The sequence below is a fragment of the Amycolatopsis sp. NPDC058278 genome (assembly GCF_042881395.1).
Lineage (GTDB): Bacteria > Actinomycetota > Actinomycetes > Mycobacteriales > Pseudonocardiaceae > Amycolatopsis.
Genome location: NZ_JBHVXZ010000010.1, coordinates 1 through 25857 on the forward strand (window position 1 = coordinate 1; position 25857 = coordinate 25857).

Sequence of the window (25857 nt, forward strand, 5' to 3'; positions counted from 1 at the left end):
AGAGCGGCAGCCGGGAGTGCCCTTGGCTCGAGCGGCGGCCGGTGCCCCGAGCTTTCGGTGACTTTCGGCGAGTCCCGAGGGACATTGGCCCCTAAGCCGGGGGCCGCGCCCCGCGCGAGGGTGGAAACATGAGAATCCTCGTGACGGTGGCCAGCCGGCATGGCGCCACCAGGGAAATCGCCGAGAACATCGCCACCGCGGCCGGCACGGCGCTGATCGACGCCGGCGTGCAGTCACGGACAGAGACCCGCGACGCAAGCCTGGTGACGTCAGTCGACGGCTTCGACGCCGTGATCCTCGGTTCCGCTGTCTACATGGGACACTGGCTCGAGGCAGCCGCGAAGCTCGCCGAGACCTTCGTGGACGAACTCCGCGGGCTGCCGGTCTGGGTGTTCTCCAGCGGCCCCGTCGGCGAGCGGGACCAGCAAGCCGACGAGCCGGCCGGCGTCGCCGACGTGGTGATGCGGCTCGGGGCCCGCGAGCACCGGCTGTTCGGCGGCAAGATCGACCACCACGCCCTGCACCTCCCGGAGCGGGCCATGGTCGCCGCGTTGCGGGTCGAGGACGGCGACTACCGCGACTGGCCGTCGATCCGGGCCTGGGGCCGCGAGATCGGCTCGGCCCTCGCGGTGACCGAGGTTGCCGGGAGCCGGTCGTGACGACGCCACGCAGCTATCCCGTCCGGGTCGAAGCCACCCTGGACGAGCCGCTGTCGCGCGGACTGTGGCTGGTCAAGTGGCTCCTCGCCGTCCCGCACTACGTCGTGCTGGCGTTCTTGTGGTTCGCCTACCCGTTCGTCACCATCGCGGCGTTCTTCGCGATCCTGGTGACCGGTCGCTACCCGCGCCCGCTCTTCGCGTTCACCTCCGGTGTGCTGCGCTGGAGCTGGCGGGTCCAGTACTACTCCTACGCGGCGCTCGGCACCGACCGGTACCCGCCGTTCACCTTCGCCGACGTCCCGGATTACCCGGCCCGGCTCGACATCGCCTATCCAGAGCGGCTTTCGCGTGGCCTGGTGCTCGTGAAGTGGTGGTTGCTGGCCCTCCCGCACCTCGTGATCGTGGGCCTGTTCGCCGGCGGCGGCAGCTGGCTGCTGTTCGGCAACGGCAGCGACGACGGCTTCGACTGGGCGGCCGGTGGTCTCGTCGGCGTGCTGGTGCTGGTCGCCGGGGTGGTGCTGCTGTTCACCGGCCGCTACCCGCGGCCGATCTTCGACTTCGTGCTCGGGATGGACCGCTGGGTCCTGCGGGTCGCGGCCTACGTGTCGCTGATGACCGACGAGTACCCGCCGTTCCGCCTGGACATAGGCGGCACGGAAGCCGACGCCGAACCGCCGCACCCGCAGCCGTCTCCGGCGCGGGCGGCCACCTGGACCGGCGGGCGGATCGTCGCCGCGGTGTCCGGCGCGGTCCTGCTGCTCGGTGCGATGGGCCTGCTGACCGGCGGTGGCACGCTCCTGTGGGCCGACCGTACGCAGCGCGACGCCGACGGCTATCTCTCCGGCGCCACGACGCTGACGTCGGACAGCTACGCGATCCTGACCGACCCGGTGCGGATATCCGGCGCGCCGGACGTCGTCGCGGCTGTCGGGGACGTCAGGGTCCGCGCGACCGCTACCGACGGCCACCCGCTCTTCGTGGGCATCGGTAGCGCCGAAGACGTCGCCGGCTACCTGGCCGCGACCGGGTACACGACCTTGGGCAGCGTGGCCGACAACCGCTCCGGTGACCGAGTGCACCCCGGCGGTGCGCCGGCCACCCCGCCCGGTGGCGCCGGGGTGTGGACGGCGACCGCGTCCGGCTCAGGCACCCAAGCCGTCTCCTGGCCGGTGCGTGACGGGCAGTGGACCGCCGTCGTGATGAACGCCGACGGCTCACGCGGGATCTCCGTGCGCGCCGAGGCCGGGGCGACCGCGCCCGCGATCGGCTGGATCGCCCTCGGCCTGCTGCTCGCCGGTGCCGTTCTGCTGGCCGGTGGCGCCCTGCTCATCGGGCTCGCCGCCCATCGTGCCCACCACGCCGGGCCGCCGATCACCCCGGTCCCGCCCGATCTGCCGAGCCACGTCTGATCCGTCCGCCGTGGCCGTTGGAGGAAACCATGCACGGATTCATCGACGGCGCGATCGTCGCCGGGATCGACGGTTCGGCCTCGGCGGTGCAGGCAGCCGTCTGGGCCGGCACCGAGGCCCGCCGCCGGGGCCGCCCGCTGCGGTTGGTGCAGGTTTACACCCTGCCGAACGTGTGCGCTCCGATCGCGTTCGGATCACTGGACGAGGTGCGGGAAGGCCTGGCGAAACGGGCCGAAGAATGGCTCGCCGACGCGCGGGCCGCGGTACTCGCCGAGCACCCGGACGTCGAGATCACCACGGCCGCTCGGGAATGGAGCCCGGTCACCGCGCTGATCCAGGAGTCGCAGCACGCCGAGCTGGTCGTGCTGGGGTCGCGCGGGCTCGGCGGCTTCACCGGTCTGCTCGTCGGCTCGACCGCCGTGTCGGTGGTGGCGCACGCCCACTGCCCGATCGTCGTGGTCCGGGGCCGGACACTGCACAGTCCGCCTCCGGTCACCGGTCCGGTGCTCGTCGGCGCCGACGGCTCACCTGACAGTGAAGCTGCGTTGGCGTTCGCCTGCGAGGAGGCGCAGGTGCGGGGAACCGGGCTGACCGTCGTGCACGCCTGGAACGACACCCTCGCCGACGGCGTGCCGCGACTCCGTCCGCTCCAGGTGGACGCGGCCGGCATCGATCGCGCCGAACGCGCGAAGCTCGCCGAGCAGGTGGCCGGCTGGCAGGAGAAGTACCCGGACGTCCCGATCGAGCTCGACGTCGCTCGCGGGCGGCCGGTGCGCACGCTGCTGGAGCGTGGGGAAGACGCTCAGCTCATCGTGGTCGGCTGCCGCGGTCTCGGTGGATTCACCGGCATGATGCTGGGCTCGACGAGCCAGGCGCTCATCGTGCACTCGCCGTGCCCGGTGGCCGTGGTGCGACCCCAGCTGGACGCAGCTGGTCGAAGGGACGTAAGTCCTCGCGACCGGTGACCGACGCCGGCTGTGCCCGAGGTGCCGCCTTCCTAGGCTGGGAAGGGACTTGAAAGGCAGGACCCCCCCGATGCGAGCACGCGACCTGATGACCGCACCGGTGATCACCGTGCACCCGTGGACGTCCGCCAAGGAAGCGGCCGAGCTGCTGTCCACGCACGGCTTCACCGCCCTTCCCGCGGTCGATGACGACGAGCGCCTGGTCGGCATCGTCACGCGCGGCGGCAGCGGCCGCTGGAAGATCGACGTGCGCGACGGCCATGCCCACATTCTCGACCAGTTCGACGACGATTCCGACCGGCACGTCGCCCAGCTGCAGGCGCTCGCCGTGCCCGGCGTCGTCGCCGCAGACACCGCTTACGCGGGTGAGGAGCAGAACCGATGAGCACCACCGACCCGAGGATCACCGTGGGCGTGGACGGCTCCGCCGGTTCCTCGGCCGCCGTCGCCTGGGCCGCCCGGATCGCTTCCCTGCGGCACCTGCAGCTCAAGATCGTGTACGGAAGGCAGCCGACCGGCCTGTACGGCGGCGGCCTGTCCGGTCTCACCGTGCTGGTCGACGCGATTCAGGCCGACGGCGAGCGGATCATCGCCGACGCCCGCAGCATCGCCGCATCCGTCGACAAGAACCTCGTCATCACGACGGAACTGCCCAACGATCCGCCCGTGCCGATGCTGATCGACGAGTCCCGGCACGCCCGGATGCTCGTGGTCGGCCGCAGCGGCGCCGGCGGGTTCACCGGGATGGTGGTCGGCGGGACCACGGCCACGGTCGCGAGCCACGCACACGGCCCGGTCGCCGTGATCCGCGGCCGGCAGGCCACCACGATGGTCCCCGACTCGGGCCCGGTCGTGGCCGGCATCGACGGCAGCCCCAACAGCGAACCGGCGATCGGCGTCGCGTTCGAGGAGGCTTCGTTGCGCGGCGTGCCGCTGGTCGCCGTGCACGCCTGGAACGACGTCACCTACGAGGACACCCACGGCACCGCCCGGATCCTCACCCAGCCCGACACCCTCGAAGAGGCGGAACAGCGGCTGCTCGCCGAGCGGCTCGCGGGCTGGCAGGAGAAATACCCCGAGGTCGAGATCCGTCCCCTGCTCGTGCGCGACCGACCCCGGCACGCGCTGCTCGAGGCGAGCGAGACCGCGCAACTGGTGGTCGTCGGCAGCCACGGCCGCGGCGGCTTCACCGGCATGCTCCTCGGCTCGACCAGCCAAGCGCTGGTCCAGCACGCCGGCTGCCCGGTGCTCGTCGTCCGCCCGGAGCGGACGAAGTGACCGCGCTCGACGCCCGGCCCGCGGTGCTCGGCAGCACCGAGCTGGCCCAGGTGGACGAGGTGGGGCACGACCTGCGCGAGAGTCTTCGTCCTTTGCGGACGTAACCGGTCGAAGGGACGTTGGTCCTCGCGTCCGGTGACCGACGCCGGCTGTGCCCGAGATGCCGCCTTCCTAGGCTGAGAGGACCTTCAGTGCGGGACTGTGAGCTCGGCTTCGCCCGCGCGGCCGAGCACCTTCTGCTGCTCAGGGCGCGTACAGTTCCGAACCGACGTTGTTGCCCGAGATCCCGGTGCCGCGCCAGCCGACCGTGTCATGCTGCGCCCGAGGGAGCCTCGCCATGGAAACCCACCTCCCGTCTTCGACACCTCCGAGCGTGGTGAACCACCACACGAGGTCGGCGACGCGGCGCGCCGTTCGGTCCCTCGGGGCCTCGTCCACCGAACTCGCCTGGGAAAACGAGGGTGGTCACCTCCGCAACGAGGACGCCTGGTACCGGTCCGGCCGATCCGCCTCCGAGGAGCCACCCCCGGCCGCGGTGACCGGTTCCGTCCCCCGGCCGTCGGCCGGTTTCCGAGACGAGCTCTCGAAGAAGGACCACGATGTCGTCGACGCGTCGTGGGCGGGGGCGGTCCCGCAGAGTTACGGGGTGGCGCCGCGGGTCCGCGTCGGGCGGGACAGATGGTTCAACCTGCTGTGGCTGCTGCCGGTCGGTTTTGTGCTGCTGATCGCGGCCGTGGCTATCGCGAAGGGGTTGCGGGAGTTGCCCGCGGTGGCCGGGTTCGTGGCCGCGCATCCCGGCACTGTCGTCCCGGCGGGTGCCGAGGACACCGCAGGTTCACCAGGGTGGGTGGGATGGCAGCACTTCTTCAACATGCTGCTGCTGATCCCCATCATCCGGTCCGGGCTGACGATCATCGCCGATCACCCCCGCTTCTACTGGACCCGCCACTCGACCCCCGGCCGGGACTGGTTCCGGGTGCAGAAGCCGGTGCCGGCCGACCCGCTGTGGACCGCGAAGCAGGATTCCATCACGTTGCCCGACGGGGTCGGGCTCCCCGGGCGACGCCACTCGATCGGGTTGGCGCGGTGGTGGCATCTGGGCGTCAACACGTTGTGGCTGGGAAACGGGCTGATCTTTTACATCCTGGTCTTCACGACCGGGCACTGGACGCGGCTGGTCCCGGCCAGCTGGGACGTGTTCCCCAACGCGCTGTCGGCGATGATCCAGTACCTGTCACTGGACTGGCCGGCCGGCCACGACTGGCTGGCCTACAACAGCCTGCAGCTCATCGCCTACTTCGTCACCGTGTTCGTCGCGGCCCCCCTCGCGTTCATCACCGGCCTGGGTATGTCGCCGGCCCTGTCGACGAAGTTCCGGCGGATCAGCAGCGTGTTCAGCATCCAGGCCGCACGCTCACTGCATTTCCTGGTGTTGACCTGGTTCCTGGTGTTCATCGTGGCGCACGTGACTCTCGTGGTGACCACGGACGTGCGGCGCAACTTCAACATGATGTATGCCAACCGCGACGGCGACAGCTGGCACGGGTTCTGGGTCTTCGCGGCGTCGTTGGTGGTGCTGATCGTGGTGTGGGTCGCGGCGACCCCGGTCACCTACCGCCACCCGCGGACGGTGCAGCGAGTCGGGTACGCCCTCATCGGGCCGGTCCAGCGGCTCTTCGAGCACCTCGACGCGAAGCCCGGCCAGTACACCGAGAAGGACATCTCCCCGTACCTGTGGCACAACGGCAAGTACCCGGCCACCCCGGAATACGCCGATCTGCTCGAACACGACTTCGCCGGTTACCGCTTGCGTGTCTCCGGTCTGGTCGAGCACCCGGTGGAATTGGACCTGGCGCAGCTGCGGGCCTTGCCCCACCACGAGCAGATCACCCAGCACTTCTGCATCCAGGGCTGGTCCGGGGTGGCCAAGTGGGGAGGGGTGTCGATGCAGACCATCGTCAACCTCGTCCAGCCGAAACCGGAAGCACACTGGGTCGTGTTCTATTCCTTCGCCGAAGGCCCTGACGGTGGTGTCTATTACGACGCGCACCCCATCGAGCAGATGGGCTACCACCTCACGATGCTGGCCTACGACATGAACGGCGATTCCCTGCCCTACGGCCACGGGGCCCCGCTGCGGCTGCGCAACGAGGTCCAGCTCGGGTTCAAGCACGTCAAATGGATCAAGGGGGTGGAGTTCGTCGAGGACTTCGCCGAGATCGGCGGCGGCGAGGGCGGGTACAACAACGACCACGAGTTCTTCGGCTACCGCCAGTCCATCTAGCCCGGCCGGACGGTGTCCGCCGTCCGGAACCCGACCTGAGAACGGTGCGAACATGCAGAAGTCGTCGTTGACAGCGCTGGCCCGCGAACAGCTGAAGATCGCCGCGCAAGCCTCGAGCGGGCGCAGCGCGCGCACCGTCTACGGCGGCCACGAGCATGTCCTGCGGCAAACCTTGATCGCGCTGATCGCCGGCCACGGCCTCGACGAGCACGAGAACCCCGGAGAGGCCACCGTGCACGTGCTCCACGGGCGGGTACGGCTCGTCGCCGCCGATGTCGAGTGGGAAGGCTCGCCGGGCGACCTGCTCATCGTGCCGCCGGACCGCCATTCCCTCGACGCCATCGAGGACTCCGCGGTCCTGCTCACCGTGGGAGCGCACCGGTGAGGCCGCACTACGCCGGCCGGCGATCACCGATCCCGGCGAGGCCGTGAACGGGACGTTCGGCACTCGGCAGAGGACTTTGGTCATCTCCGCGTGGGGCCTGGGGGTCGTACGCTGATTCCCGTCGTGTCTTCCCGTCACAGGAGGTCGGAGATGCTCCGGGTCTTTCTCGTCGACGACCACGAGGTCGTCCGCCGCGGTGTCGCCGACCTGCTCGACGAGGACGACGAGCTGACCGTCATCGGGCAGGCCGGCAGCGTCTCGCAGGCGCTGGCGCGCATTCCCGCGCTCAACCCCGACGTCGCGGTGCTGGACGTCCGGCTGCCCGACGGCAACGGCGTCGAACTGGCCCGCGAGCTGCGCTCCAGGCTGCCGGAGCTCAAGTGCCTCATGCTCACCTCCTACACCGATGAGCAGGCGATGCTCGACGCGGTGATGGCCGGCGCCAGCGGGTTCGTCATCAAGGACATCAAGGGCATGGACCTGGTCTCGGCGGTGCGAGAGGTCGGCGCGGGCAAGTCCCTGCTCGACGCGCGCGCGACGGCCGCGTTGATGGCCAAGCTGCGCGACAGCCAGACGAAGAAAGGCCCGTTGTCCGACCTGTCGGACCAGGAGCGGAAGCTGCTGGAGCTGATCGGCGAAGGCCTGACCAACCGGCAGATTTCCGAGCGGATGTTCCTGGCCGAGAAGACCGTCAAGAACTACGTCTCGCGACTGCTGACCAAGCTGGGCATGGAGCGCCGCACGCAGGCCGCCGTCCTCGCCACCGAGCTGCGCCAGCACGGGAGCTAGGCACTGAGCCGGTCCGGCTTCAGCAGGACCTCGTCCAGAGAACGGCGCGGCGTCCACGGCACCGGTGTCCCGCGGCCCAAGCGCAGCACGACCTGCGGCCAGAGCCCGCCGCCCAGGAGGGTGCGCAGCTGCACCCGTACCGCGGGGACCTCGACCGGCTGCGAGATGAACGACGCGTCGAACCCGGCGGCGGTGGCCGTCAGCAGGACCCGCTGCATCGCCTGACCGGCCCTGATCCGGTCGGCCTGTTTGTCGTCGAAGGAGCCGAGGACCACGACCAGCGGATCGGAGTCGTCGACCAGGCCCCGCCGTGGTGAGCCGGAGTTTCCCAGGATCCACTCTTCCGGAGGCATCGCGCCGGCGGCGTGTTCGGGGACGCCGTCGCGGCTGTCCCGGGGGCGAGTGGTCCAGTGTCGCCACTCGGCCAGGAACGCGGGATCGGCCACCTGAGCGTGGTGGCCCTGGTGTACCAGGTCGCGCAGCCGGTCCAGCTGGTTCGCGTCCAGCCGGGGCAGCCAGGCCTGCTCGGCCTCGGCGGCGTGGCGCAGCTCGGCGACGACCGTGTCCGGTATCACGGCTGCCTCGAACGGGGTGCGGTTCGTGTGGCGCCGCGGGACCGCGTCGGCCAGCCGGACGAGCCGCCGGTCGGGCTTGCGGGCCGCGAACGGCCGGACCACCGCGAGCAGCGTCGGGGTGTCGCGCCGGGGCAGCAGCGTGGTGGCCGGGTGCGCGCCCAGCGCGTGGATCGCGGTGCGCAGGTTGAACAACGCGGCCCCGCAAGAGAGCAGCAGTTCCCGCTGGCCGGCGTCGGCCACCGGCAAAGCGCGGTCCGGATCGGCGTACAGCTCGATCCCCGCGGTCGTACAGCGGAACCGCCAGGGCTGCGTGTTGCGCGTCGACGGCGCGAGCACCGCCGCCCCGAGCACGGACTTCACCTGATCGGGATCCAGGAGCCCGATCGAGGTGATGGGTGGTGTCATGGTTCCCTCTCGGTGCCGTCGGGCGGCACACTGTGGTTCCGGACAGCTTCCAGTGACGGTCTCTCGTGCCACCGGACGGTGGAAAGGGGAAAAAGTCACCAGCGGTGAGGCTGGAGTGGACAAGGTGAAGGTCGTGGTCACGGTGTCGGTCAACGAATCCGGACAGCAGCCGGACTACGGCTCCCGGCAGACGGCCGGGACGCTCTCCGGACTGCGGCTGCGCGAGGTCCTGCGCGACCTGCAGGATCGGATCGAGCTGCTGATCGGCACCCGCGACAAGATGGACGGCCTGCTGGATGCGGTGCTGGCCGTCGCGTCCGGGCTGGAGCTGGACGCCACATTGCGGCGCATCGTGCAGGCCGCGATCGAGCTCGGCGAGGCGAAGTACGGTGCGCTGGGCGTGCTCGCCGAGGACGGCTCCCTGTCCGAGTTCATCTACTTCGGGATCGACGACGAGACCCGCCGGCTGATCGGTCACCTGCCCGCGGGGCACGGTGTGCTCGGCGTGGTCATCGAAGAAGCGAAACCGTTGCGGCTCGAAGAGATCTCGGCCCATGCGGCGTCCGCCGGGTTCCCGGCACACCACCCGCCGATGCACTCGTTCCTCGGCGTGCCGGTCCGGGTGCGTGACGAGGTGTTCGGCCGGCTGTACCTGACCGAGAAGAAGAACGGCGAGCCGTTCACCGACGACGACGAGGTCGTCGTGCAGGCACTGGCCGCTGCGGCCGGGATCGCGATCGAGAACGCACACCTCTACAAACAGGCGCAGGTGCGGCAGCAGTGGCTGGCCGCGACCAGCGAGGTGACGACCGAACTGCTCGGCGGCACCGACCCGGCCGAAGCGCTCAACACCATCGCGAGCCGGGCCCTGGAGCTGACCGGCTCCGACGTCACGATGCTCGCCTTGCCGAACTTCGGCCGGCTCGACGTCGACGAAGACTGGGGCAACGACGTCGACGACCTCACCGTCACCGTCTGCGCCGGGGCGCGGGCGGCCGAGCTGTCAGGTCTGCACATCGACCTCGACGGCAGCCTGCCCGGCGCGGTGTACCGGGACCGGACGCCGCGCAGCGTCCCCGAACTCGCCCTCGGCGACTACCGCTTCGGGCCGGCACTGGTCGTTCCGCTGCGGGCCGGTGACCGCACGAGCGGCGTGCTCATCACGTTCCGGGAGACGGGTGCGCCGTCGTTCGGTGCCACTCAGCTGTCGGTCGTCGCGTCGTTCGCCGACCAAGCCGCGCTGGCCCTGCAGCTGGCGGCGCAGCAGCGCGCCGCCCGCGAGCTGGACGTGCTCGGCGACCGCGACCGGATCGCCCGCGACCTGCACGACCACGTCATCCAGCGGCTGTTCGCGGTGGGCCTGTCGATGCAGAGCACGCAGCGGCGGACGAAGTCGCCGGAGCTGCAGAAGCGGCTCGGGGACAGCATCGAGCAGATGCACGAGATCGTGCAGGAGATCCGCACGGCCATCTTCGACCTGCACGGCGGCGCGGCGGGGGCGACCGGGCTGCGGCTGCGCCACCGGCTGCACGACGCGATCGCCGAGCTCACCGACGACGCGCCGATGCACCCGACGGTCAGCATGTCCGGCACGCTCGACATGCTGCCCGTGCAGCTGGCCGAGCACGTGGAAGCGGTGGTGCGCGAGGCGGTCAGCAACGTCGTCCGGCACGCGGAAGCCTCGACGTTGTCGGTGTCGGTCGCGGTCAAGGACGACGTGCTGCGCATCGTGGTGATCGACGACGGCAAGGGAATCCTCGCCGACGTCCCGCCGAGCGGGCTCGGCAACCTGCGCGAACGCGCGAAAGCCGTGGGCGGGCAGTTCACCCTCGAACCTGGGCCCGAGGGTGGCGTGAAGCTGGAGTGGTCGGCGCCGCTCGGCTGACCGCGCAGGTGCCTCACCGACGGGTGTAAACGGGCACTTCGGTGACGAAGGTCCTCGGAGTTCGGGTAGTCCGGCCGCGTCGCGGTACCCCCTTTCCGAGGTCTCCTTGACAGGCGACGCCAGACGGCCCGTTGCCGTTGCGCGCCCCCTGTGCCCGAGGAGTGACAGCATGAGTGTGGACGTGGGCTCCAGGGCCCTGCTCGCGGACGGCGACGTGGTGCTCGTGCGCCCGTTGCACCCGGCCGACACCGCCGAGGTGCTCGGCCTGCACACCCGGCTCACCCAGCAGGACACCTACTTCCGGTTCTTCGGCGCCCGGCCGTCCCGATTGGACGACCTGGCGGCGCAGATCGCCGGCGATCCCGGCCCAGGGCACTACGCCGTGGGCTGCTACCTGCGCAGCGACCTCCTCGGCGTAGCGAACTATGAAGTCCTGGAGAACTCCACCGACGCGGAAGTCGCGCTCGTCGTCGACGCGGCCGCACGCACTCAGGGCGTCGCGACCCTGCTGATGGAACACCTCGTCTCCCACGCCCGGAAAACCGGCCTGAAGCGCTTCGTCGCCGAGGTGCTCGCCGAGAACGCCAAGATCATCCACGTCTTCGCCGATCTCGGCCTGCGGTTCGAGGCGAGCGTCGAGGGCCCCGAGCGGGAAGTCGTGATGATCCTCGAGGAGGATGCCACCTACCTGGACGCCGTGCTGAAGCGCGACTCCGTCGCCGACGCGGCCAGCCTGGCCCACGTCCTCAAGCCCGCCTCGATCGCCTTGATCGGCGCGGGACGGCGGCCCGGTTCGGTGGGGCACGCGGTTCTGGCCAACCTGCTCGCCGCCGGCTACCCGGGACACGTCGAGGTGGTGAACCCGCACGCCGGCGAGATCCTCGGCGTGCCGTCCGTGGCGAGTGTCGCCGAGCTGTCCCGGACACCCGAACTCGCCGTGGTCTGCCTGCCCGCCGCGGCCGCCGCCGACGCCGTCGAGGCTTGTGGCGAGCGGGGCGTGCGTGCCGTGCTCGTGATCTCCTCCGGCCTGACCGGGACCCCGGCGGGGACGCGGGTCCGCGAAGCCGTCGGCCGCTACGGCATGCGGCTGGTCGGCCCGAACTGCCTCGGCGTCGTCTCCACCGACCCGGTCTGCCCGCTGAACCTGACTTTCCTGGCCGGGCCGGTGAAGCCCGGCAACGTCGGCGTGGTCACCCAGTCCGGCGGTGTGGGGATCGCGCTCGCGGAGTCGCTGAACGACCTCGGCCTCGGCCTGTCGAGCCTGGTCTCGACCGGCGACAAGTACGACGTCAGCGGCAACGACCTGCTCATGTGGTGGACCGCCGACCGCCGCACGGAGCTGGCCGTGCTCTACCTCGAATCGTTCGGCAACCCCCGCAAGTTCAGCCGGTTGGCCCGGCAGCTGGCCCGCACCCGCCCCGTGCTCGCGGTCCGCTCCGGCAGTGGCGACACCGCTCAGCGCGCGGCCGCCTCGCACACGGCCGCCGCCGCGACCCCGGCCGTCACCCGGGACGCGCTGTTCGAGCAGGCCGGGATCATCGCCGTCGACACCGTCGCCGAGCTGGTCGACGTCATCGCCGGGCTGTCCTGGCAGCTGCTGCCGGGCGGTCCGCGCGTGGCCGTGGTCAGCAACGCCGGCGGCGCCGGGGTGCTGGCCGCCGACGCCTGCGAGCGCGAAGGCCTGGTGATGGCGGAGCTGTCCGCCGACACCCGGGAGCGGCTCGCCAAGCTCCTGCCGCCCGAAGCCGCGGTGCGGAACCCGGTCGACACGACCGCGGCCGTCCCCGCCGAGCTGTTCGCCGACGCGCTGCGCGCAGTGCTCGCCGACGACGGTGTCGACGCGGTGATCGCCGCGACCGTCCCCACCGCCGTCGGCGATCCCGGGACGTCGCTCGCCGCCGTGCTCCCGCCCGAGTACAAGACCGTTTTCGCGGTCCGGCCCGGGCAGCGCGCCCGCGTCGCCCCGCTGGTGCCCGGCACCGGGGTGACCGCTTGCTACGACGACCCGGCCGCGGCCGCCGCGGTGCTGGCCCGGCTCGTCCGCTACGAGCAGTGGCTGAACCGGCCCGAGACCGCCGGATCCTTGACCCCGCTGGAGGATCCCGAGGCGCTGCGCGCGTTCGCCGCCGGACGCGAAGGCTGGCTGCCGCCGGCGGACGCCGTCGAACTGCTGCGCCTGGCCGACATCCCGATGGTGGAGACCACCTACGTCGAGGCCGGCGACTCGATGGACGCCGCGGCCGCCGGCCTGGGCTCGCCGGTCGTGCTCAAGGCCGACGCCGAGGGGCTGCTGCACAAGTCCGCGGGCGGGGGCGTGCTGCTGAACGTGCACACCGACAGCCTTCGTGACGCGTTCCGTACCCTGCGGTCCCGCTTCGGCTCCGCCCTGCGCGGGGTCACCGTCCAGCCGATGGCCGAACCCGGCCGGGAGGTGCTGGTCGGTGTGCGGTCGGACCCGGTGTTCGGGCCCCTGGTCGTGTTCGGCCTCGGCGGTGTCGACACCGACCTGATCGCCGACCACGCCGCCAGGCCGGCCCCGCTCACCGGGGCCGACGCCGACCTGCTGCTCGACGGCCTCCGCTCGGCGAAGGCGCTCTGGTCGGGGCCGCTCGACCGGGTGGCCGTACGTGAGTTGCTGCTGAAGGTCAGCAGGCTCGCCGAGCTCGTCCCCGAACTCGCCGAGCTGGACCTCAACCCGGTGCGGGTCAGTTCCGAGAGCTGCGTGGCGCTCGACGTCCGTGCCCGGTTCGAACGCCCCGCGCTCACCGATCCGTTCCTGCGCCGGTTGCGGGACTGAGACACCGGAGGATTGCCGTGCGTGTGCTGACCCTGAACCCGGGCTCGTCGAGCATGAAGGTCTCGCTGGTCGCCGACGGCACCGCGGTCGGCTGGACCGCGTGGGACCTGGCCGACCCCGGCGCGGTCGCCCAGGCGATCCGCCGCTGGTCCGATGTGGACGCGATCGCCGTCCGCTTCGTCCACGGTGGGGCGCAGAAGGCGCCGGCGCCGGTCGACGACGCGCTGCTGGCGAGCCTCGAACGCCTCACCTCCCTCGCGCCGAACCACCAGCCGCTGTCGCTGGAGGTGACGCGGGAGGTGCGCCGGTCGCTGCCGGACGTCCCGGTGGTGGCCTGCTTCGACACCGCCTTCCACGCCCGGATGCCGGAGGCCGCCGCGCGGTACCCGCTACCGCGGGCGTGGACCGAGCACAACCGCTTGCGCCGCTACGGTTTCCACGGCCTGTCCTGCCAGCACGCGCTGCGCCGCACCGCGGAGCTGCTCGGCCGGGAGCGGTCCGAGCTGCAGCTGATTTGCGCGCACGTCGGCGCGGGAGTGTCGGTGACCGCGATCCGCGACGGCCACGGCGTCGACACCAGCATGGGCTTCACGCCGCTGGAAGGCGCGATGATGGCGACCCGGTCCGGCTCGGTCGACCCGGGCCTGCTGCTGCACGTGATGCGGACGGCGCCGATGAGCGCGGCCGAGATGTCCGACGCGCTGTTCCACCGCTCCGGGCTGGCCGGGATGACCGGCACCGACGGCGACCTGCGCCGGGTACTGGCCGCCGCGGCCCGCGGCGAACAGGACGCCGAGGTCGCCCTCGACGTCTACCGGCACCGGCTGCGGCGTGAGATCGGCGCGGCCGCGTCCAGCCTGTCGAGGCTGGACGCGGTGGTCTTCACCGGCGGGGTCGCCGAGCATCAGCCGGAGGTGGTCACCGCCGTCCTCGACGGGCTCGGGGTGCTCGGCCTGCGTACCGGCGACGTCCCGCACACCGACCCGGAACCCCCGAACGACCGGATCGTCACCGCGGCGGACTCGCGGGTGCCCGCCCTGATCGTCCTGCCCCGGGAGGACCTCGAACTCGCGCGCGGCGCCGAAGAAGTGCTCGCCCGGCTGGCCGTGAGGTGAGCCATGCGGGCCCGACCGAGCGAAGCGACCTTCGCAGATCACATGGCGATCGTGCGCGCTGGAGACACCTCGGCGCGAGTGGATGACAACACCGGGTTCCACTGGGACCGGTCGTCACGAATGGTGCTCGCCGACGCGCTGGTGCGACTCGGCCCGAATCGCTGCGGCACGGAGATCCGGCCGGACGAGGTCCTGCTGACCGAGCCGCCCACCCGGCGCGAGCGGGTGGGCGCGGCTCTCCTCGAGTGCGGTGCGGCGCTGTCGACGATCTGGACCGTTGTGCGGGTTCTGGGCCGCGAACCACTGGTGACCTTCCCGGGCGATCCGGCCCCTCCCGACGTGGCGGCTGTCGTCCGGGCCGGCGACGCGCGCGGCACGTCCAGCGGCGAGTGGGCGCGCTACGCGGCACTGCGCAAGCTCGGCGAACCCGATCGCGGAACGGTGCAGCGACCGGTCAGCCTCGCCGTGCTGGGCGCGCTGGCCGCGGACGACTTCTGGCCGGACACGACCGTCCGCATCGTCCGCCCGGACTGGGTCTCGACGCTCGAGCACCTCGGCGCCGACGTCACCGGGGACTCGTCGTTGCTGATCACCACGCCCGAAGACAGCCGCCGCCACCGCGTCCTGGCCGGCGCCGCACTGCACGCGACCCGCCTCGCCGCGGCGAGCCGTGGCTTCTCCTCGCGGGTCCTGCCGATGCGGTCGCCCGCCGAGCGAACCCACCACGTCGAGAAGTCACCGCTGCCCGGCATCCCGCAGGCCGTGCTCCTGGTCGGCTTCGCCACCCCGAAACGAAGGAACCCCCGACGATGACCACCCACCTGAAGCCGAAGCCGGACACCGGGGAATCCCCGGCGATCGACGCCCGTGAGCCCGTCGCCCGCCTGCTGCGGGACCTGCGCACCGGCGTCACCGGCCTGACCGCCCGCGAAGCCGCCCGGCGGCTCCAGGTGAGCGGCCCCAACGCGCTGCCGTCCCACCGCGGCGCGAGCTGGCCGCTGGCGCTGCTGCGGCAGCTGATTCACCCGCTCGCGCTGCTGCTGTGGGTCGCGGCGGGGCTCGCCTGGTTCGCCGGGACGACCAGCCTCGCGATCGCGATCGTCGGGGTCATCCTGCTCAACGGCCTGCTGGCCTTCTTCCAGGAACAGCAGGCGGAAAAGGCCGTCGAAGCCCTCGGCCGCTACCTGCCCGACCGCGCGTCGGTCCTGCGCGACGGCAGCGTGAGCCACGTCCCCGCGACCGAGATCGTGCCCGGTGACGTGCTGGTGATCGCCGAGGGCGACCGCGTCCCGGCCGACGCCCGGCTCGTGGAGGGCACGATCGACGTCGACGCGTCGATGCTGACGGGGGAGTCGGCCCCGGTGACACGGACGGCCGACGTACCCGACGACGCGTCCCGGCCGCTGGAGTCGCCGGTGCTCGTGTTCAGCGGCACGGTGTGCGTCGCCGGCGCCGCGCACGCGGTGGTGCACGCCACCGGGCGGCACACCGAGATCGGCCGGATCGCGTCGCTGTCGGCCCGGGTGGGGCGCGAGGATAGCCCGCTGGAGCGGCAGGTGCGCCGCGTCGCGTGGCTGATCGCCGGCGTCGCGGTCGTGGTCGGCCTCGCGTTCCTGCCGCTGGGCTGGCTGGCCGGGCTGTCGTGGTCGGCGGCGTTCGTGTTCGCGATCGGCCTGCTCGTCGCGAACGTCCCCGAGGGCCTGCTGCCGACGATCACCCTCGCGCTGGCCGCCGGCGTGCGGTCGATGGCCAAGGAAGGCGCGCTGGTCAAACGGCTCTCCGCGGTGGAGACCCTGGGCTCCACGACGGTGATCTGCACCGACAAGACCGGGACACTGACCCGCAACGCGATGCACGTCGAAGAGGTCCGGGACGGGCTGGGCGTGACCCTGGAGGACGCGGGCGTGCTGGCCGCGTCGCTGGCCCGCTGCAGCACCGCCGACCTCGCTTCGGACAGCGGCGACCCGACGGAGCTGGCGCTGCTGGGCTACGCGGCCGGCCACGGGACCGCCCTCGAGCCGGCGACCCGGGAGACCGAGCGGCTGACCCTGTACTCGTTCGACCCACGGCTCAAACGCATGTCCACTGTGGACTCCATTGCTGGCTCGCTGTACGTGGCCACCAAGGGTGCGCCTGAGCAGATCTTGCCCCGGTGCTCGTCGGTCTTCGACACTTCCGGCGCCGAACTCCCGCTGACGCCCGCGCTGCGGGAACGGATCACCGAGCGCGTCGACGAGATGGCGGGCCGGGCCCTGCGCGTGCTGGCCGTCGCCCGCCGCGGCGTACCCGCGGTGCCTGGCAGCCGCGACGAAGCCGAGTCGGACCTGTGCCTGCTGGGGCTGGTGGGGCTCGTCGACCCGCCGCGTCCCGAAGTTGCCGCCGCCGTCGCGAACTGCCATTCGGCGGGGATCACCGTCCACGTGGTGACCGGCGACAACGGCCGCACGGCGGCGGAGATCGCCCGCCGCGTGGGGATCGGCGCGGACCGCGTGATCAGCGGCGACGAACTCGCCCGGATGCCGGAACCGGCCCTCGACGAGGCACTCACCGCCGGCGGGGAGATCGTGTTCGCCCGCGCCGCACCGGAGGACAAGCTGCGCATCGCGGACGCGCTGCGCGACTGCGGCGAGGTCGTGGCGATGACCGGCGACGGCGTCAACGACGCACCGGCCCTGCGCCGGGCCGACATCGGCGTGGCGATGGGCGTCGGAGGCACGGACGTGGCGAAGGAAGCGGCGACGGTGGTGCTCACCGACGACAACTTCGCGACGATCGTCGCCGGGGTGCGGGAGGGACGACGGGTCTTCGACAACGTCCGGAAGTTCGTGCTCTACATCTTCGCGCACGCGGTGCCGGAGGTGCTGCCGTTCCTGCTGTTCGCGGTGTCCGGTGGGATGATCCCGCTGCCGCTGACAGTGCTGCAGATCCTGGCCATCGACCTCGGCACGGAGACGTTGCCGGCGCTGGCGCTGGGCCGTGAGCCCGCGGAGCCGGGCCTGATGGCCCGCGGTCCGCGCCGGCGGTCCGAAGGTGTGGTCACCGGCCGGATGCTGTTGCGCGCGTGGGGGATCATGGGATTGCTGTCGGGGATCTTGGTGCTGGGCGCGTACTTCGCGGTCCTGTACGCGGCGGGCTGGCACCCGGGTGCGGACGTCTCGGCGGGCGCCCCGCTGCACCACGCGTACCTCCAGGCAACGACGGCGAGCTTCACGGCGATCGTGTTCTGCCAGGTCGGCACGGCGTTCGCGTCCCGCACGGAGCGGGTCTCGCTGCGAGCGGTCGGCCTCACGACGAACCGGCTGCTGCTGGGCGGAATCGCGTTCGAACTGGTCTTCGCGGCGGCGTTGATCTACCTGCCACCGCTGCAGGCGATGTTCGGCACCGCGGCGCTGCCGGCGTGGGTGATCGCGCTGATGCTGCCGATGCCGGTGCTGGTGTGGGGAGCGGACGAACTCTTCCGCCGCGCAACCCGCGGCGGCTGAGAGTCGTCCATCCCGACGACCATGACCCGGCCGGTGTGCGGACGTGGCGAATTCATGGTGGCTCCCGCTTTCTCCTCGATGTCACCGCGATCGTGCGCCGTCCACCGTGGCCGCCGGTAGAGGCCGAATTCCGCCGCAGCCGGGGACTTTGTGCTCCGGTGCCGGCACCCGGCGAAGGCTCACGATGACTCGGGCGGAGCGTCCGGCTCCGCGTACCGGAGGGACCGCGATGACCGCTGTAGCACCGGCAGCACTGACCTCCGAGCAGATCGGCACGCTCGCCCGCGCGGTGAGCCGGGCGCCCTCGGTGCACAACAGCCAGCCGTGGCAGCTGCTCGTCCGCGGTACCGAGGTGGATCTGCTGGAACGTCGCAGCGTGGTGCTGCGACGGCAGGACCCCTTCGGCCGGGACCGGATGCTGTCCTGCGGCGCCGCGCTCACCAACCTCGAACTCGCGGTGCGCGTGCTCGGGCGAGATTGCCACGTCGAGTTCCGGGACGACGAAGACGTCGTGGCCACGGTGACGATCGGCCGTCCGCGTGCGGTCTCCGACCGGGACTTCGCGCTCTACCACGCCATCGCCCGCCGCCGCAGTCATCGGCACGAGTTCTCCCACGGCCGGGTGGCGGCGGCAGTGCACACGGGGCTGGCCGCGGCCGGGGAGACGACCGGTGTGCATCTGGTGGTGCCCGCGCACCTGGACAAGTTCGCCCAGCTGCTCGGCTTCGCCACCCGGGTGCTCCGCGAAGACCGCGGCTACCAGCGTGAGCTCGCGATGTGGACCGCCCGCACCACAGGGGCGTCGGCGACCGGGGACGGCGTCCCCGAGGACGCGCTGAGCCCGGAAGCCCTGCCGGTCGCCGGGCTGGTGCGCACCGACACCCCGGTGCCCGACGACGCCGTGCTCGCCGACCGGCTGGCTGCGGAGAACCTCCTGGTCGTCTGCACCGACGGCGACACCCGGGCCGAACACCTGGCCGCCGGGGCGGCGCTGCAGCGCGTCTGGCTGACCGCGACGGCGAAAGCCCTCGCGGCGTCGGTGATCACCCAGCCCCTGCACCTGACCGGATTCCGGGCCCGGCTGGTGTCGGAGCTGGTCCTGCCGGGGGTGCCGCAGGCGATCTTCCGCTTCGGCCACCCCGAGGTCCCGGCGGCTCCCTCGCCGAGGCTGCCCCTCGGCGAGCTGTTCCCCGACGGACACCGGGGAGGAGCCCGATGACCGCCGCGGTCGAGAGCAAGGGCTCCGGAAGTCCTTCCGATGTACCCGGCCACTCGAGGTACGCGTGCCGCCCTGATCGTGGGCCTTTGGTCACCTCGGTTCGTGACACGCGACCGTCGTACCGGCCCCGGCCACGCGGTGATGATGAAAGGGATCGTCATCCCCGAGCCCGGAGCCACCGATGAGCCGACCGCATCCGACCGTGTTCGACCAGGCCTTCGCCGCGGCCGTGCGCGCGCCGTCTCCGCACAACACCCAGCCCTGGCGGTTCGTCGTGGACGGGGACGTGATCGAGATCTGGCTGGACCGGGAGCGCGTCCTGTCCGTGGCCGACCCCCACCGGCGCGAAGCCCGCCTGGCTTGTGGCGCGGCCGCGTTCAACCTGGTCATCAGCCTGCGGACCCACGACCTCGCCGTGGTGGCGCGGACACTGCCTGACCAGGCCCAGCCTGACCTGGTGGCGGTGATCCGCCTCGACGGCAACCAGAAGGCCACCCGGATCGAGCGCCGGCTCGCGGAGGCCGTGTTCCGGCGGCACACCAACCGCCGTCCGTTCCTGGACAAGGAAGTGCCACCGGGAGTGCGTACCGCGCTGAAGTCCGCGGCGTTGGCGGAGGGCGGCCAGGTCGAGTACCTCGACACGTCGGGCCGGTACTCGACGGTGGCGTCCCTGGTCCGGCAGGCCGAGGTGATGCAGGAAGACGACCTGGCGTTCCAGACGGAAACCGCCTTCTGGACCCACCGCCCGCCGGAGAGCCCCGACGGGGTGCCGAAGACGGCGGCCGGACCGCCCCCGGACCACCACGGCGTGGTCACGTTGCGCGCGTCGCACGAAGACGCCGCTCTGCCGACCCGCGAGTACGAGCAGCAGCCCCTCCTCGCGGCGGTGCTCACCCGCGACCGGGGTCCGCACGCGGAAGTCCGGGCCGGCATGGCGATGCAGCGGGTGCTGCTCACCGCGACGGCCGAGGGCCTCGCGGCTTCGTTCCTGTCACAGCCGTTCGAGACACCTCGGACCCGGGAATCGCTGGACCGCATCTTCGCCGGACTGGGCCAGCCGCACACGCTGTTGCGCATCGGCTACGGCTACCCGACCCGGCTGACGGCCCGGCGCGCGGTCGCCGACGTGCTGACCCGCCGCGCCAGGCCGGACGTGCCGGCCGGCTGAGCGACAGCTCGCGCCGAGGGTGCGCGGCACGGTGCCGGACCACCCGGAGCCGGAGGGCTCGTACCACCCGGGACCGCAGCCGGCCGTGCTGAGCACGCCCAGGCCGCACCACTGAACCGGCACGGCGAAGCGGCCACTGTCCGATCCGGACAGTGGCCGCTTTCGTCGTCATCAGCTGCGGAACAGAGCGACCTTCAGTGCGTTGCTGTCCTGCGGGTGCGCGAACACGTCGTAGGCCTCGTCCATCTCGTCGAGGCCGAACCGGTGCGTGATGAACCGGCTCGTGTCCAGCCGCCCGGCGGCGAGCATGCGCAGCAGCATCGGCGTGCTGGAGGTGTCCACGAGGCCGGTGCTGATGGTGACGTTGCGGATCCACAGGTCCTCGAGGTGCAGCGTCGCCGGCGCGCCGTGCACACCGACGTTCGCGACGTGCCCGCCGGGGCGCACCAGCCGGGTGCACAGCTCGAAGGTCTCCGGGATGCCGACCGCCTCGATCACCACGTCGGCGCCGAGCCCGCCCGTGGCTTCGTTGACCGCGGTCGCGGCTTCGCCGGGTAGGACGAGCACGTCGGCCCCGAACGACTTCGCCGCGTCCAGCCGCGCGGGTTCCTTGTCGACCACGATGATCGAGCTCGGGCTGAACAGCTGCGCGGTGGTGATCGCGGCCAGCCCGATCGGACCGGCGCCGACGATCGCGACGGTGTCGCCCGGCTTGACCGTGCCGTTGCGCACCCCGACCTCGAACGACGTCGGCATGATGTCGGCCAGCATCAGGGCGGCCTCGTCGCTCACCCCGGCCGGGAGCAGGTAGGTCGAGGTGTCGGCAAACGGAATCCGCGCGAACTCGGCCTGCACGCCGTCGATCCGATGGCCGAGGATCCAGCCCCCGCCGCCGAGGCATTGGCCGTAGGCCGCGACACGGCAGTACTCGCACCGGCCGCAAGCGCTGATGCACGAGACCAGCACCCTGTCGCCGGCCTTCACGGTGCTCACGGCGGAACCGGTTTCGACGACGGTGCCGACCGCCTCGTGACCGAGGATCCGGCCACGGTCCACAGTGGGCACGTCACCCTTGAGGATGTGCAGGTCGGTGCCGCAGATGGTGACGGCGTCGATCCGGACGACCGCGTCGGTCGGGGCGGTGATCTTCGGGTCGGCATGGTCGGTCCAGCTGCGCCGGCCGGGACCGTCGTACACGAGTGCCTTCATCGGTTTCTCCTTCGATTCTTTCAGAACAGCGTGAAAGGACACCCGCCGGAGTGGCCGGGGCACGCCAAGGAGCGGCCGTTGATGCCGATTCGTACCACCATGGGCTTTCCCTGTCGTTGTTCGTCCTTCGATGGTTCGCGCGAGCTCGCCACGGCGCGATCCCTGCTAATGGCTCTGGTAGCGGAAGTGGTTCTTCGGCGGCGCTTCCAGCGGCTGCAGGACGTCGGCGAGGTCGCGCCGCGGCGTCGCGAGGAGCGGGTCGGCGTTGGCCGGCTCCCAGCCGATGCGCAGCACCATCTGCGGGTACGAACCGCCGGTCACGTTCTCGGTGACGGAGGCGCGGACGTCGGCGAGCTCCAGCGGCTCGGTGAACGGGCAGGAGGACAGGCCGAAAGCGGTGGCGGTCAGCAGGACCGCGCTGGTCGCCTCGCCCGCGCGCAGCCGCGACATCCGGTCGTCGGAGGCGGTGCTCAACACCAGCAGAACGGTCTCGTCGTCCTCGGCCTTGGCCCCGGCCGGCTGGGTCAGGAGCGGCTCGGCGAACGCCCGGGCCCGCAGCGCGCCCGGCGTGTCGTCCGGCGTCGGGGAGTTGCGAGCCGGGACGCCGTCGGGCGCGAAGTGGCGCCCGCTCCAGGCCGCGAGTTCGGTGCGGTAAGCGGGGTCTCCGGCGTGGCGCCGGGACGCTTCTTCGATCGCGGTCGCCAGGTGGTAGCGGGCCTTGTTCTCGGCCACCTGCAGTACGGTGCCCTCCGAAGACGCGGCCCTGGCCATCGCCTCGACGTGCCCGGTGGGCACTGCCCATGAGCTGAGGCGACGCCGGTCGGTGCGCCGTCGCGGGATCGCCGCGGCCATCGCGACCTCGTCCTGCGACGGTTGGTGCCGGTGCAGGGTGACGGTCGCGAGGTGGCCGGGTTCGTCCGGGTTCGGGAACCGGTGCACGTCAGCGCCCCAGCCGAGCGCGGCCAGGCTCACCCGGAGGTGGTGCAGCGCGGCGCCGCAGCTGAGCAGCAGATCCCGGCCGTCCGGGTCGGTCTCCGCCAGCTGCCGGTCCTGGTCGGCGTACAGGTGCAGGGAGCTGTGGCCGATCCGCCAGGACCAGGGCTGGGAGTTGTGCACGGACGGGGCGCGGACCGCCATGGCCACCGCGGTCTTGACGGTGTAGTCGTCCGAGAGTCCTCGGTCCATCATCAGCCTGCTTCGCGATCGGTGTGGAGTTGCTCTGACGGCTCGACCCTCGCACCGGCGGCGCGCTCGACGGGAGAGCCGGAATGCCTCTGGACCGGGGACTTTCGGTGTCCGGGTACCAGGCACGCCACCGCCGGCGCGATCGACTCCCGCGGGGTCCCGCCGGTGTCGAGCGGGTGCGCTTCGGGCCACGGGTCGGCGTCTTCGGTCATCCGGTGCGCGATGTCCGGCGTGGCATCCGACAGGGTGGTCGTTCGGGCCGCGATGCGTTCTTCCGCCGTGGCTTCCGCTACCTCGCAGAGCACGGCCAGCACCGGGCTGCTTGCCGCCTCGGCGGTGTCGGTGGCGAGCCGGCGGTGCCGGGCAGCGGACCAGGACGCGTCCAAGACGACCGTTTCGCCGAGCGCCGGCAATGTTCCGGCGCGACGGGTCCGGTCCCGTCGGCCGGGCTGGTCCGCGGCGCCACCGAGCTGCCCGAGACCACCGAAATCGAGGCCCGGCCGGCGGCGGAGTCGTTGCACCTCGAACCTGCCCGCACGGGAGGCGAGGTGGATCGCTTCGGGCGAGAGGTGGTCGGAGCCGGCGATCACCCCGACTGCGACGTCGTCGCCGTGCTGGGGGCACCTTGGCCGTTCCAGACGAAGTCCATCCGGTTGCGGACGTCCACCACGCCCGCAATGGCACGGGCCATGCGTTCCGCTGTGGCCACGTCGGCTTCGTACTCGAGGCGGCCGGTCAGCAGGACCACGCCGTGCTCGACGCTCGCGCGTACGTTGTTCCGGTCGGCGTGCAGGACCTCGTCGAACACGATGTGGTCGACGTCGGACTGCACGTCGTCGTCGGTGCGCAGGAACGTCCGGAGCACGTCACGTCGCGCGATGACGCCGACCAGCTTCTCGTCCTGCAGCACGAACAACCGGCGCACCTTGCTCTGTGTGAGCAGCCGCGCGGCCGCCGGCAAAGTGGCCTCCGGCGTGGTGGTGCCGGATGCCGTGGACATCAGCGTGGCGGCGGTCTGACCGGCGGCCTTGCGCCAGTCCTCTTTGGTCAGGTGGCCGGCGAAGTGCGGGCACCCGGCGCCGGGTACGTCGTCTTCGTGTGCTTGGCGGCAGAGCAGGTCGGCTTCGGTGACCACGCCGATCATCGAGCCGTCCGGGGTCAGCACCGGGACGGCGCTGACGCCGTGGGTGACGATCACCCCGACGAGCTCTTTGAACGGCAGCTCCGGCGGGACGGTGATCACCTCGTGGGTCATCACGTCGCCGACTGTTGGCTTGGCTTGCAAGGTGTTCTCCTAGGTGTCGCAGGATCCGGTCAGCGGAGCCAGGGGGTGCGGCGGACGAGATCCAGCTTCGCCCAGCGGCGGCCGAGGCCCCAGGTGTCACCCGCGGCGAACGCGGCCAAGACGAGGAGCACGACGAGGTACACGAGGTGGTAGTCGATCAGCGGGTTGGTCGACGACGTGGCCGTCCCGGCCGACGTGGCCCGAGCGAGCGGCCATTCGGCGATCCACATGAGCGCGAGCAGGACGGTGCCGGCGACGGCGGCCGGGCGCAGGGCCACGCCGAGCAGGAGGGCGACGCCGAGGCCGAGCAGGGCCAGCATGAACAGCCAGTCGGCCCAGCCGGCACCGGCCCAGTCGCGCAGCATCGACTGCATCGGCCCGACCTGGACGTGGCCGAGGAACCCCTTGGTCGGCGAGCCGCCGCTGAGCCAGGCCTGCGCCGAGCTCGTGGAGTAGCCCAGCCCGAACGTCTTGTCGAGGAAGGCCCAGAGGAACGTCAGGCCCATCACGATGCGCAGGACGGCCAGTGCCGAGCCGCGGGCGGAGGAGACGGGTCGAGGCCGCTCGGCTGTCCGCGCTTCCGGCCGGTCGGGGATGAAGGGGGTGGTCAGGGACGGACCGCGGTCCTGGACGGACATCGTGATCTCCTTTTCGGTTGTGCACCGAGCATGGGCCGTCGCGTCGGGCGGCGCTGGTGCCGAAATCCCCCGGATCACGGTGACTTTGGTGCACTGCCCGGCCGGTCGCACGCGGGAAAGCAGGGAAGAAAGTCACTGCGAACCGCGATGGAATCCTCTAGTGCCGGGGTTTCCGGCCGAACAGACTCGGAATTCCGATGGTTCGCGACAGCCGAGGAGTTCCTCTCATGGCCGACAACACAACCAGGCAGCAGATCGTCGTCGGCGTGGACGGATCGGCTTCGGCGCTGCAGGCCGCTCGCTGGGCGGGGGACGAGGCCGCGCGCCGGCACCTGCCGGTGCGGGTCGTGCACGCCGTGTCACCGCCTGCGCTGTCCTACGGCGCCGGCGTCCGGCCACCGGACGGGTTCTCCGAGGCGCTGGAAACGCGGGGCCGTCAGTGGCTCGCCGACGCCGAAGAGGCCATCCGGTCGGCCCATCCCGAACTGGACATCCACGCCGAGCTGGTGACGGGCAGCCCGGTGACCGAACTGCTCGAGGCGTCGGCCGACGCCAGGCTGGTCGCGCTCGGCTCCCGGGGATTGGGTGGGTTCAGCGGCATGCTGACCGGCTCCACGGTGGTGGCGATGGTCGCGCGGGGCCGGTGCCCGGTCGCGGTGGTCCGCGGCGGCGGCCGTGAGAAGGGCCCGGTCGTGGTCGGCATGGACGGCTCCCCGGCGAACGAACCCGCGATCGCGGTGGCCTTCGACGAGGCATCGTCGCGGGGTGCGGACCTGGTCGCCGTGCACAGCTGGCTGTCGGTCTCCGCGGGCACCGCCCTCACCCTCGGCCAGCAGCTGCTCGCCGACTTCGACGGCCTCGAAGCGCAGGAACACGAACTCCTGGCGGAACGGCTCGCCGGCTGGCAGGAGAAGTACCCGGACGTCGCGGTGCGGCGCGTCGTCGCGCGGGATCACCCGGTGCGGTGCCTGCTGGACCACTCCGCCGACGCCCGGTTGCTGGTGGTCGGGAGCCGGGGCCTCGGCGGGTTCTCCGGCATGCTGACGGGGTCGACGAGCCAGGCGCTGATCCACCACGCCACGTGCCCGCTTCTGGTCGTCCAGTCACCCACGCCTTGAGCGGGTG

Annotated in this window: 22 protein-coding genes; 16 read left to right on the forward strand and 6 right to left on the reverse strand. The window is 71.7% G+C overall.

Annotation, left to right across the window (positions count from 1 at the left end; all coding sequences use genetic code 11):
• Window positions 1-128 precede the first annotated feature (128 nt).
• The 8 genes from ACFVYA_RS07055 (at window position 129) to ACFVYA_RS07090 (ending at window position 7769) form a co-directional block, all read left to right on the forward strand.
• Window positions 129-659, forward strand: coding sequence for a flavodoxin domain-containing protein (locus ACFVYA_RS07055; protein WP_387043258.1), 531 nt, complete (start codon window positions 129-131; stop codon window positions 657-659).
• Window positions 656-2068, forward strand: coding sequence for a DUF4389 domain-containing protein (locus tag ACFVYA_RS07060; RefSeq protein ID WP_387043260.1), 1413 nt, complete (start codon window positions 656-658; stop codon window positions 2066-2068). The genes ACFVYA_RS07055 and ACFVYA_RS07060 overlap by 4 nt, the downstream gene beginning before the upstream one ends.
• 29 nt (window positions 2069-2097) lie before the next feature.
• A complete protein-coding gene (locus ACFVYA_RS07065; RefSeq protein ID WP_387043262.1) occupies window positions 2098-3033 on the forward strand; it encodes a universal stress protein in 936 nt (311 codons plus the stop codon).
• 70 nt (window positions 3034-3103) lie between these two features.
• Window positions 3104-3418 carry an HPP family protein gene (locus tag ACFVYA_RS07070; protein WP_387043264.1) on the forward strand — a complete coding sequence of 105 codons (315 nt, stop codon included), beginning with the start codon at window positions 3104-3106 and terminating at the stop codon, window positions 3416-3418.
• Window positions 3415-4311: a universal stress protein gene (locus tag ACFVYA_RS07075; protein WP_387043266.1), complete on the forward strand. Its 897-nt coding sequence runs from the start codon at window positions 3415-3417 to the stop codon at window positions 4309-4311. The genes ACFVYA_RS07070 and ACFVYA_RS07075 overlap by 4 nt, the downstream gene beginning before the upstream one ends.
• Window positions 4312-4648: 337 nt before the next feature.
• On the forward strand, window positions 4649-6595 hold the full coding sequence (locus ACFVYA_RS07080) for a molybdopterin-dependent oxidoreductase (protein WP_387043268.1): 1947 nt from the start codon (window positions 4649-4651) through the stop codon (window positions 6593-6595).
• 52 nt (window positions 6596-6647) lie between these two features.
• Window positions 6648-6980 carry a cupin domain-containing protein gene (locus ACFVYA_RS07085; RefSeq protein ID WP_387043270.1) on the forward strand — a complete coding sequence of 111 codons (333 nt, stop codon included), beginning with the start codon at window positions 6648-6650 and terminating at the stop codon, window positions 6978-6980.
• A 150-nt stretch (window positions 6981-7130) separates the two neighbouring features.
• A complete protein-coding gene (locus ACFVYA_RS07090) occupies window positions 7131-7769 on the forward strand; it encodes a response regulator (RefSeq protein ID WP_387043272.1) in 639 nt (212 codons plus the stop codon).
• Here ACFVYA_RS07090 and ACFVYA_RS07095 read toward each other — a convergent pair.
• Complete coding sequence (locus tag ACFVYA_RS07095; protein WP_387043274.1) at window positions 7766-8749, reverse strand: Acg family FMN-binding oxidoreductase; 984 nt, start codon at window positions 8747-8749, stop codon at window positions 7766-7768. The two genes, ACFVYA_RS07090 and ACFVYA_RS07095, sit on opposite strands and share 4 nt — an antisense overlap.
• 133 nt (window positions 8750-8882) lie before the next feature.
• On the opposite strand from ACFVYA_RS07095, the gene ACFVYA_RS07100 reads away from it, so the two are divergent.
• From ACFVYA_RS07100 to ACFVYA_RS07130, 7 genes are all read left to right on the forward strand, one after another.
• Window positions 8883-10634 carry a GAF domain-containing protein gene (locus ACFVYA_RS07100; protein ID WP_387043486.1) on the forward strand — a complete coding sequence of 584 codons (1752 nt, stop codon included), beginning with the start codon at window positions 8883-8885 and terminating at the stop codon, window positions 10632-10634.
• Between the two features lie 169 nt (window positions 10635-10803).
• Window positions 10804-13431, forward strand: coding sequence for a GNAT family N-acetyltransferase (locus ACFVYA_RS07105; RefSeq protein WP_387043276.1), 2628 nt, complete (start codon window positions 10804-10806; stop codon window positions 13429-13431).
• A 17-nt stretch (window positions 13432-13448) separates the two neighbouring features.
• Complete coding sequence (locus ACFVYA_RS07110; RefSeq protein WP_387043278.1) at window positions 13449-14546, forward strand: acetate/propionate family kinase; 1098 nt, start codon at window positions 13449-13451, stop codon at window positions 14544-14546.
• A gap of 51 nt (window positions 14547-14597) precedes the next feature.
• Window positions 14598-15359, forward strand: coding sequence for a hypothetical protein (locus tag ACFVYA_RS07115; RefSeq protein ID WP_387043280.1), 762 nt, complete (start codon window positions 14598-14600; stop codon window positions 15357-15359).
• On the forward strand, window positions 15356-18028 hold the full coding sequence (locus ACFVYA_RS07120) for a cation-translocating P-type ATPase (protein ID WP_387043282.1): 2673 nt from the start codon (window positions 15356-15358) through the stop codon (window positions 18026-18028). Before ACFVYA_RS07115 ends, ACFVYA_RS07120 begins: the two co-directional genes overlap by 4 nt.
• Window positions 18029-18257: 229 nt before the next feature.
• The gene (locus ACFVYA_RS07125; protein ID WP_387043284.1) at window positions 18258-19247 is read left to right on the forward strand and encodes an Acg family FMN-binding oxidoreductase; all 990 of its coding nucleotides are present in this window, start codon (window positions 18258-18260) and stop codon (window positions 19245-19247) included.
• A gap of 181 nt (window positions 19248-19428) precedes the next feature.
• On the forward strand, window positions 19429-20415 hold the full coding sequence (locus tag ACFVYA_RS07130; protein ID WP_387043286.1) for an Acg family FMN-binding oxidoreductase: 987 nt from the start codon (window positions 19429-19431) through the stop codon (window positions 20413-20415).
• Between the two features lie 171 nt (window positions 20416-20586).
• Here the strand turns inward: ACFVYA_RS07130 and ACFVYA_RS07135 are convergent, their stop codons facing one another.
• From ACFVYA_RS07135 to ACFVYA_RS07155, 5 genes are all read right to left on the reverse strand, one after another.
• Window positions 20587-21624 (reverse strand): zinc-dependent alcohol dehydrogenase family protein, encoded by a 1038-nt coding sequence (locus ACFVYA_RS07135; RefSeq protein WP_387043288.1) that lies wholly within the window; start codon window positions 21622-21624, stop codon window positions 20587-20589.
• Between the two features lie 165 nt (window positions 21625-21789).
• Window positions 21790-22809: an Acg family FMN-binding oxidoreductase gene (locus ACFVYA_RS07140; protein WP_387043290.1), complete on the reverse strand. Its 1020-nt coding sequence runs from the start codon at window positions 22807-22809 to the stop codon at window positions 21790-21792.
• A gap of 2 nt (window positions 22810-22811) precedes the next feature.
• Window positions 22812-23399 (reverse strand): AAA family ATPase, encoded by a 588-nt coding sequence (locus ACFVYA_RS07145; protein WP_387043292.1) that lies wholly within the window; start codon window positions 23397-23399, stop codon window positions 22812-22814.
• Window positions 23396-24064 (reverse strand): CBS domain-containing protein, encoded by a 669-nt coding sequence (locus ACFVYA_RS07150; protein ID WP_387043488.1) that lies wholly within the window; start codon window positions 24062-24064, stop codon window positions 23396-23398. Before ACFVYA_RS07150 ends, ACFVYA_RS07145 begins: the two co-directional genes overlap by 4 nt.
• A gap of 59 nt (window positions 24065-24123) precedes the next feature.
• Window positions 24124-24732 (reverse strand): DoxX family membrane protein, encoded by a 609-nt coding sequence (locus ACFVYA_RS07155; RefSeq protein WP_387043294.1) that lies wholly within the window; start codon window positions 24730-24732, stop codon window positions 24124-24126.
• A 227-nt stretch (window positions 24733-24959) separates the two neighbouring features.
• On the opposite strand from ACFVYA_RS07155, the gene ACFVYA_RS07160 reads away from it, so the two are divergent.
• The gene (locus ACFVYA_RS07160; RefSeq protein ID WP_387043296.1) at window positions 24960-25850 is read left to right on the forward strand and encodes a universal stress protein; all 891 of its coding nucleotides are present in this window, start codon (window positions 24960-24962) and stop codon (window positions 25848-25850) included.
• The last annotated feature ends 7 nt before the right edge of the window (window positions 25851-25857 follow it).

Excerpts from the sequence above, each read along its gene's own strand:
- ACFVYA_RS07055 (WP_387043258.1), top strand. The coding sequence starts at position 129 with ATGAGAATCCTCGTGACGGTGGCCAGCCGGCATGGCGCCACCAGGGAA.
- ACFVYA_RS07065 (WP_387043262.1), top strand. The coding sequence starts at position 2,098 with ATGCACGGATTCATCGACGGCGCGATCGTCGCCGGGATCGACGGTTCG.
- ACFVYA_RS07070 (WP_387043264.1), top strand. The coding sequence starts at position 3,104 with ATGCGAGCACGCGACCTGATGACCGCACCGGTGATCACCGTGCACCCG.
- ACFVYA_RS07075 (WP_387043266.1), top strand. The coding sequence starts at position 3,415 with ATGAGCACCACCGACCCGAGGATCACCGTGGGCGTGGACGGCTCCGCC.
- ACFVYA_RS07080 (WP_387043268.1), top strand. The coding sequence starts at position 4,649 with ATGGAAACCCACCTCCCGTCTTCGACACCTCCGAGCGTGGTGAACCAC.
- ACFVYA_RS07085 (WP_387043270.1), top strand. The coding sequence starts at position 6,648 with ATGCAGAAGTCGTCGTTGACAGCGCTGGCCCGCGAACAGCTGAAGATC.
- ACFVYA_RS07090 (WP_387043272.1), top strand. The coding sequence starts at position 7,131 with ATGCTCCGGGTCTTTCTCGTCGACGACCACGAGGTCGTCCGCCGCGGT.
- ACFVYA_RS07095 (WP_387043274.1), bottom strand. The coding sequence starts at position 8,749 with ATGACACCACCCATCACCTCGATCGGGCTCCTGGATCCCGATCAGGTG.
- ACFVYA_RS07105 (WP_387043276.1), top strand. The coding sequence starts at position 10,804 with ATGAGTGTGGACGTGGGCTCCAGGGCCCTGCTCGCGGACGGCGACGTG.
- ACFVYA_RS07120 (WP_387043282.1), top strand. The coding sequence starts at position 15,356 with ATGACCACCCACCTGAAGCCGAAGCCGGACACCGGGGAATCCCCGGCG.
- ACFVYA_RS07125 (WP_387043284.1), top strand. The coding sequence starts at position 18,258 with ATGACCGCTGTAGCACCGGCAGCACTGACCTCCGAGCAGATCGGCACG.
- ACFVYA_RS07130 (WP_387043286.1), top strand. The coding sequence starts at position 19,429 with ATGAGCCGACCGCATCCGACCGTGTTCGACCAGGCCTTCGCCGCGGCC.
- ACFVYA_RS07135 (WP_387043288.1), bottom strand. The coding sequence starts at position 21,624 with ATGAAGGCACTCGTGTACGACGGTCCCGGCCGGCGCAGCTGGACCGAC.
- ACFVYA_RS07140 (WP_387043290.1), bottom strand. The coding sequence starts at position 22,809 with ATGGACCGAGGACTCTCGGACGACTACACCGTCAAGACCGCGGTGGCC.
- ACFVYA_RS07150 (WP_387043488.1), bottom strand. The coding sequence starts at position 24,064 with ATGACCCACGAGGTGATCACCGTCCCGCCGGAGCTGCCGTTCAAAGAG.
- ACFVYA_RS07155 (WP_387043294.1), bottom strand. The coding sequence starts at position 24,732 with ATGTCCGTCCAGGACCGCGGTCCGTCCCTGACCACCCCCTTCATCCCC.
- ACFVYA_RS07160 (WP_387043296.1), top strand. The coding sequence starts at position 24,960 with ATGGCCGACAACACAACCAGGCAGCAGATCGTCGTCGGCGTGGACGGA.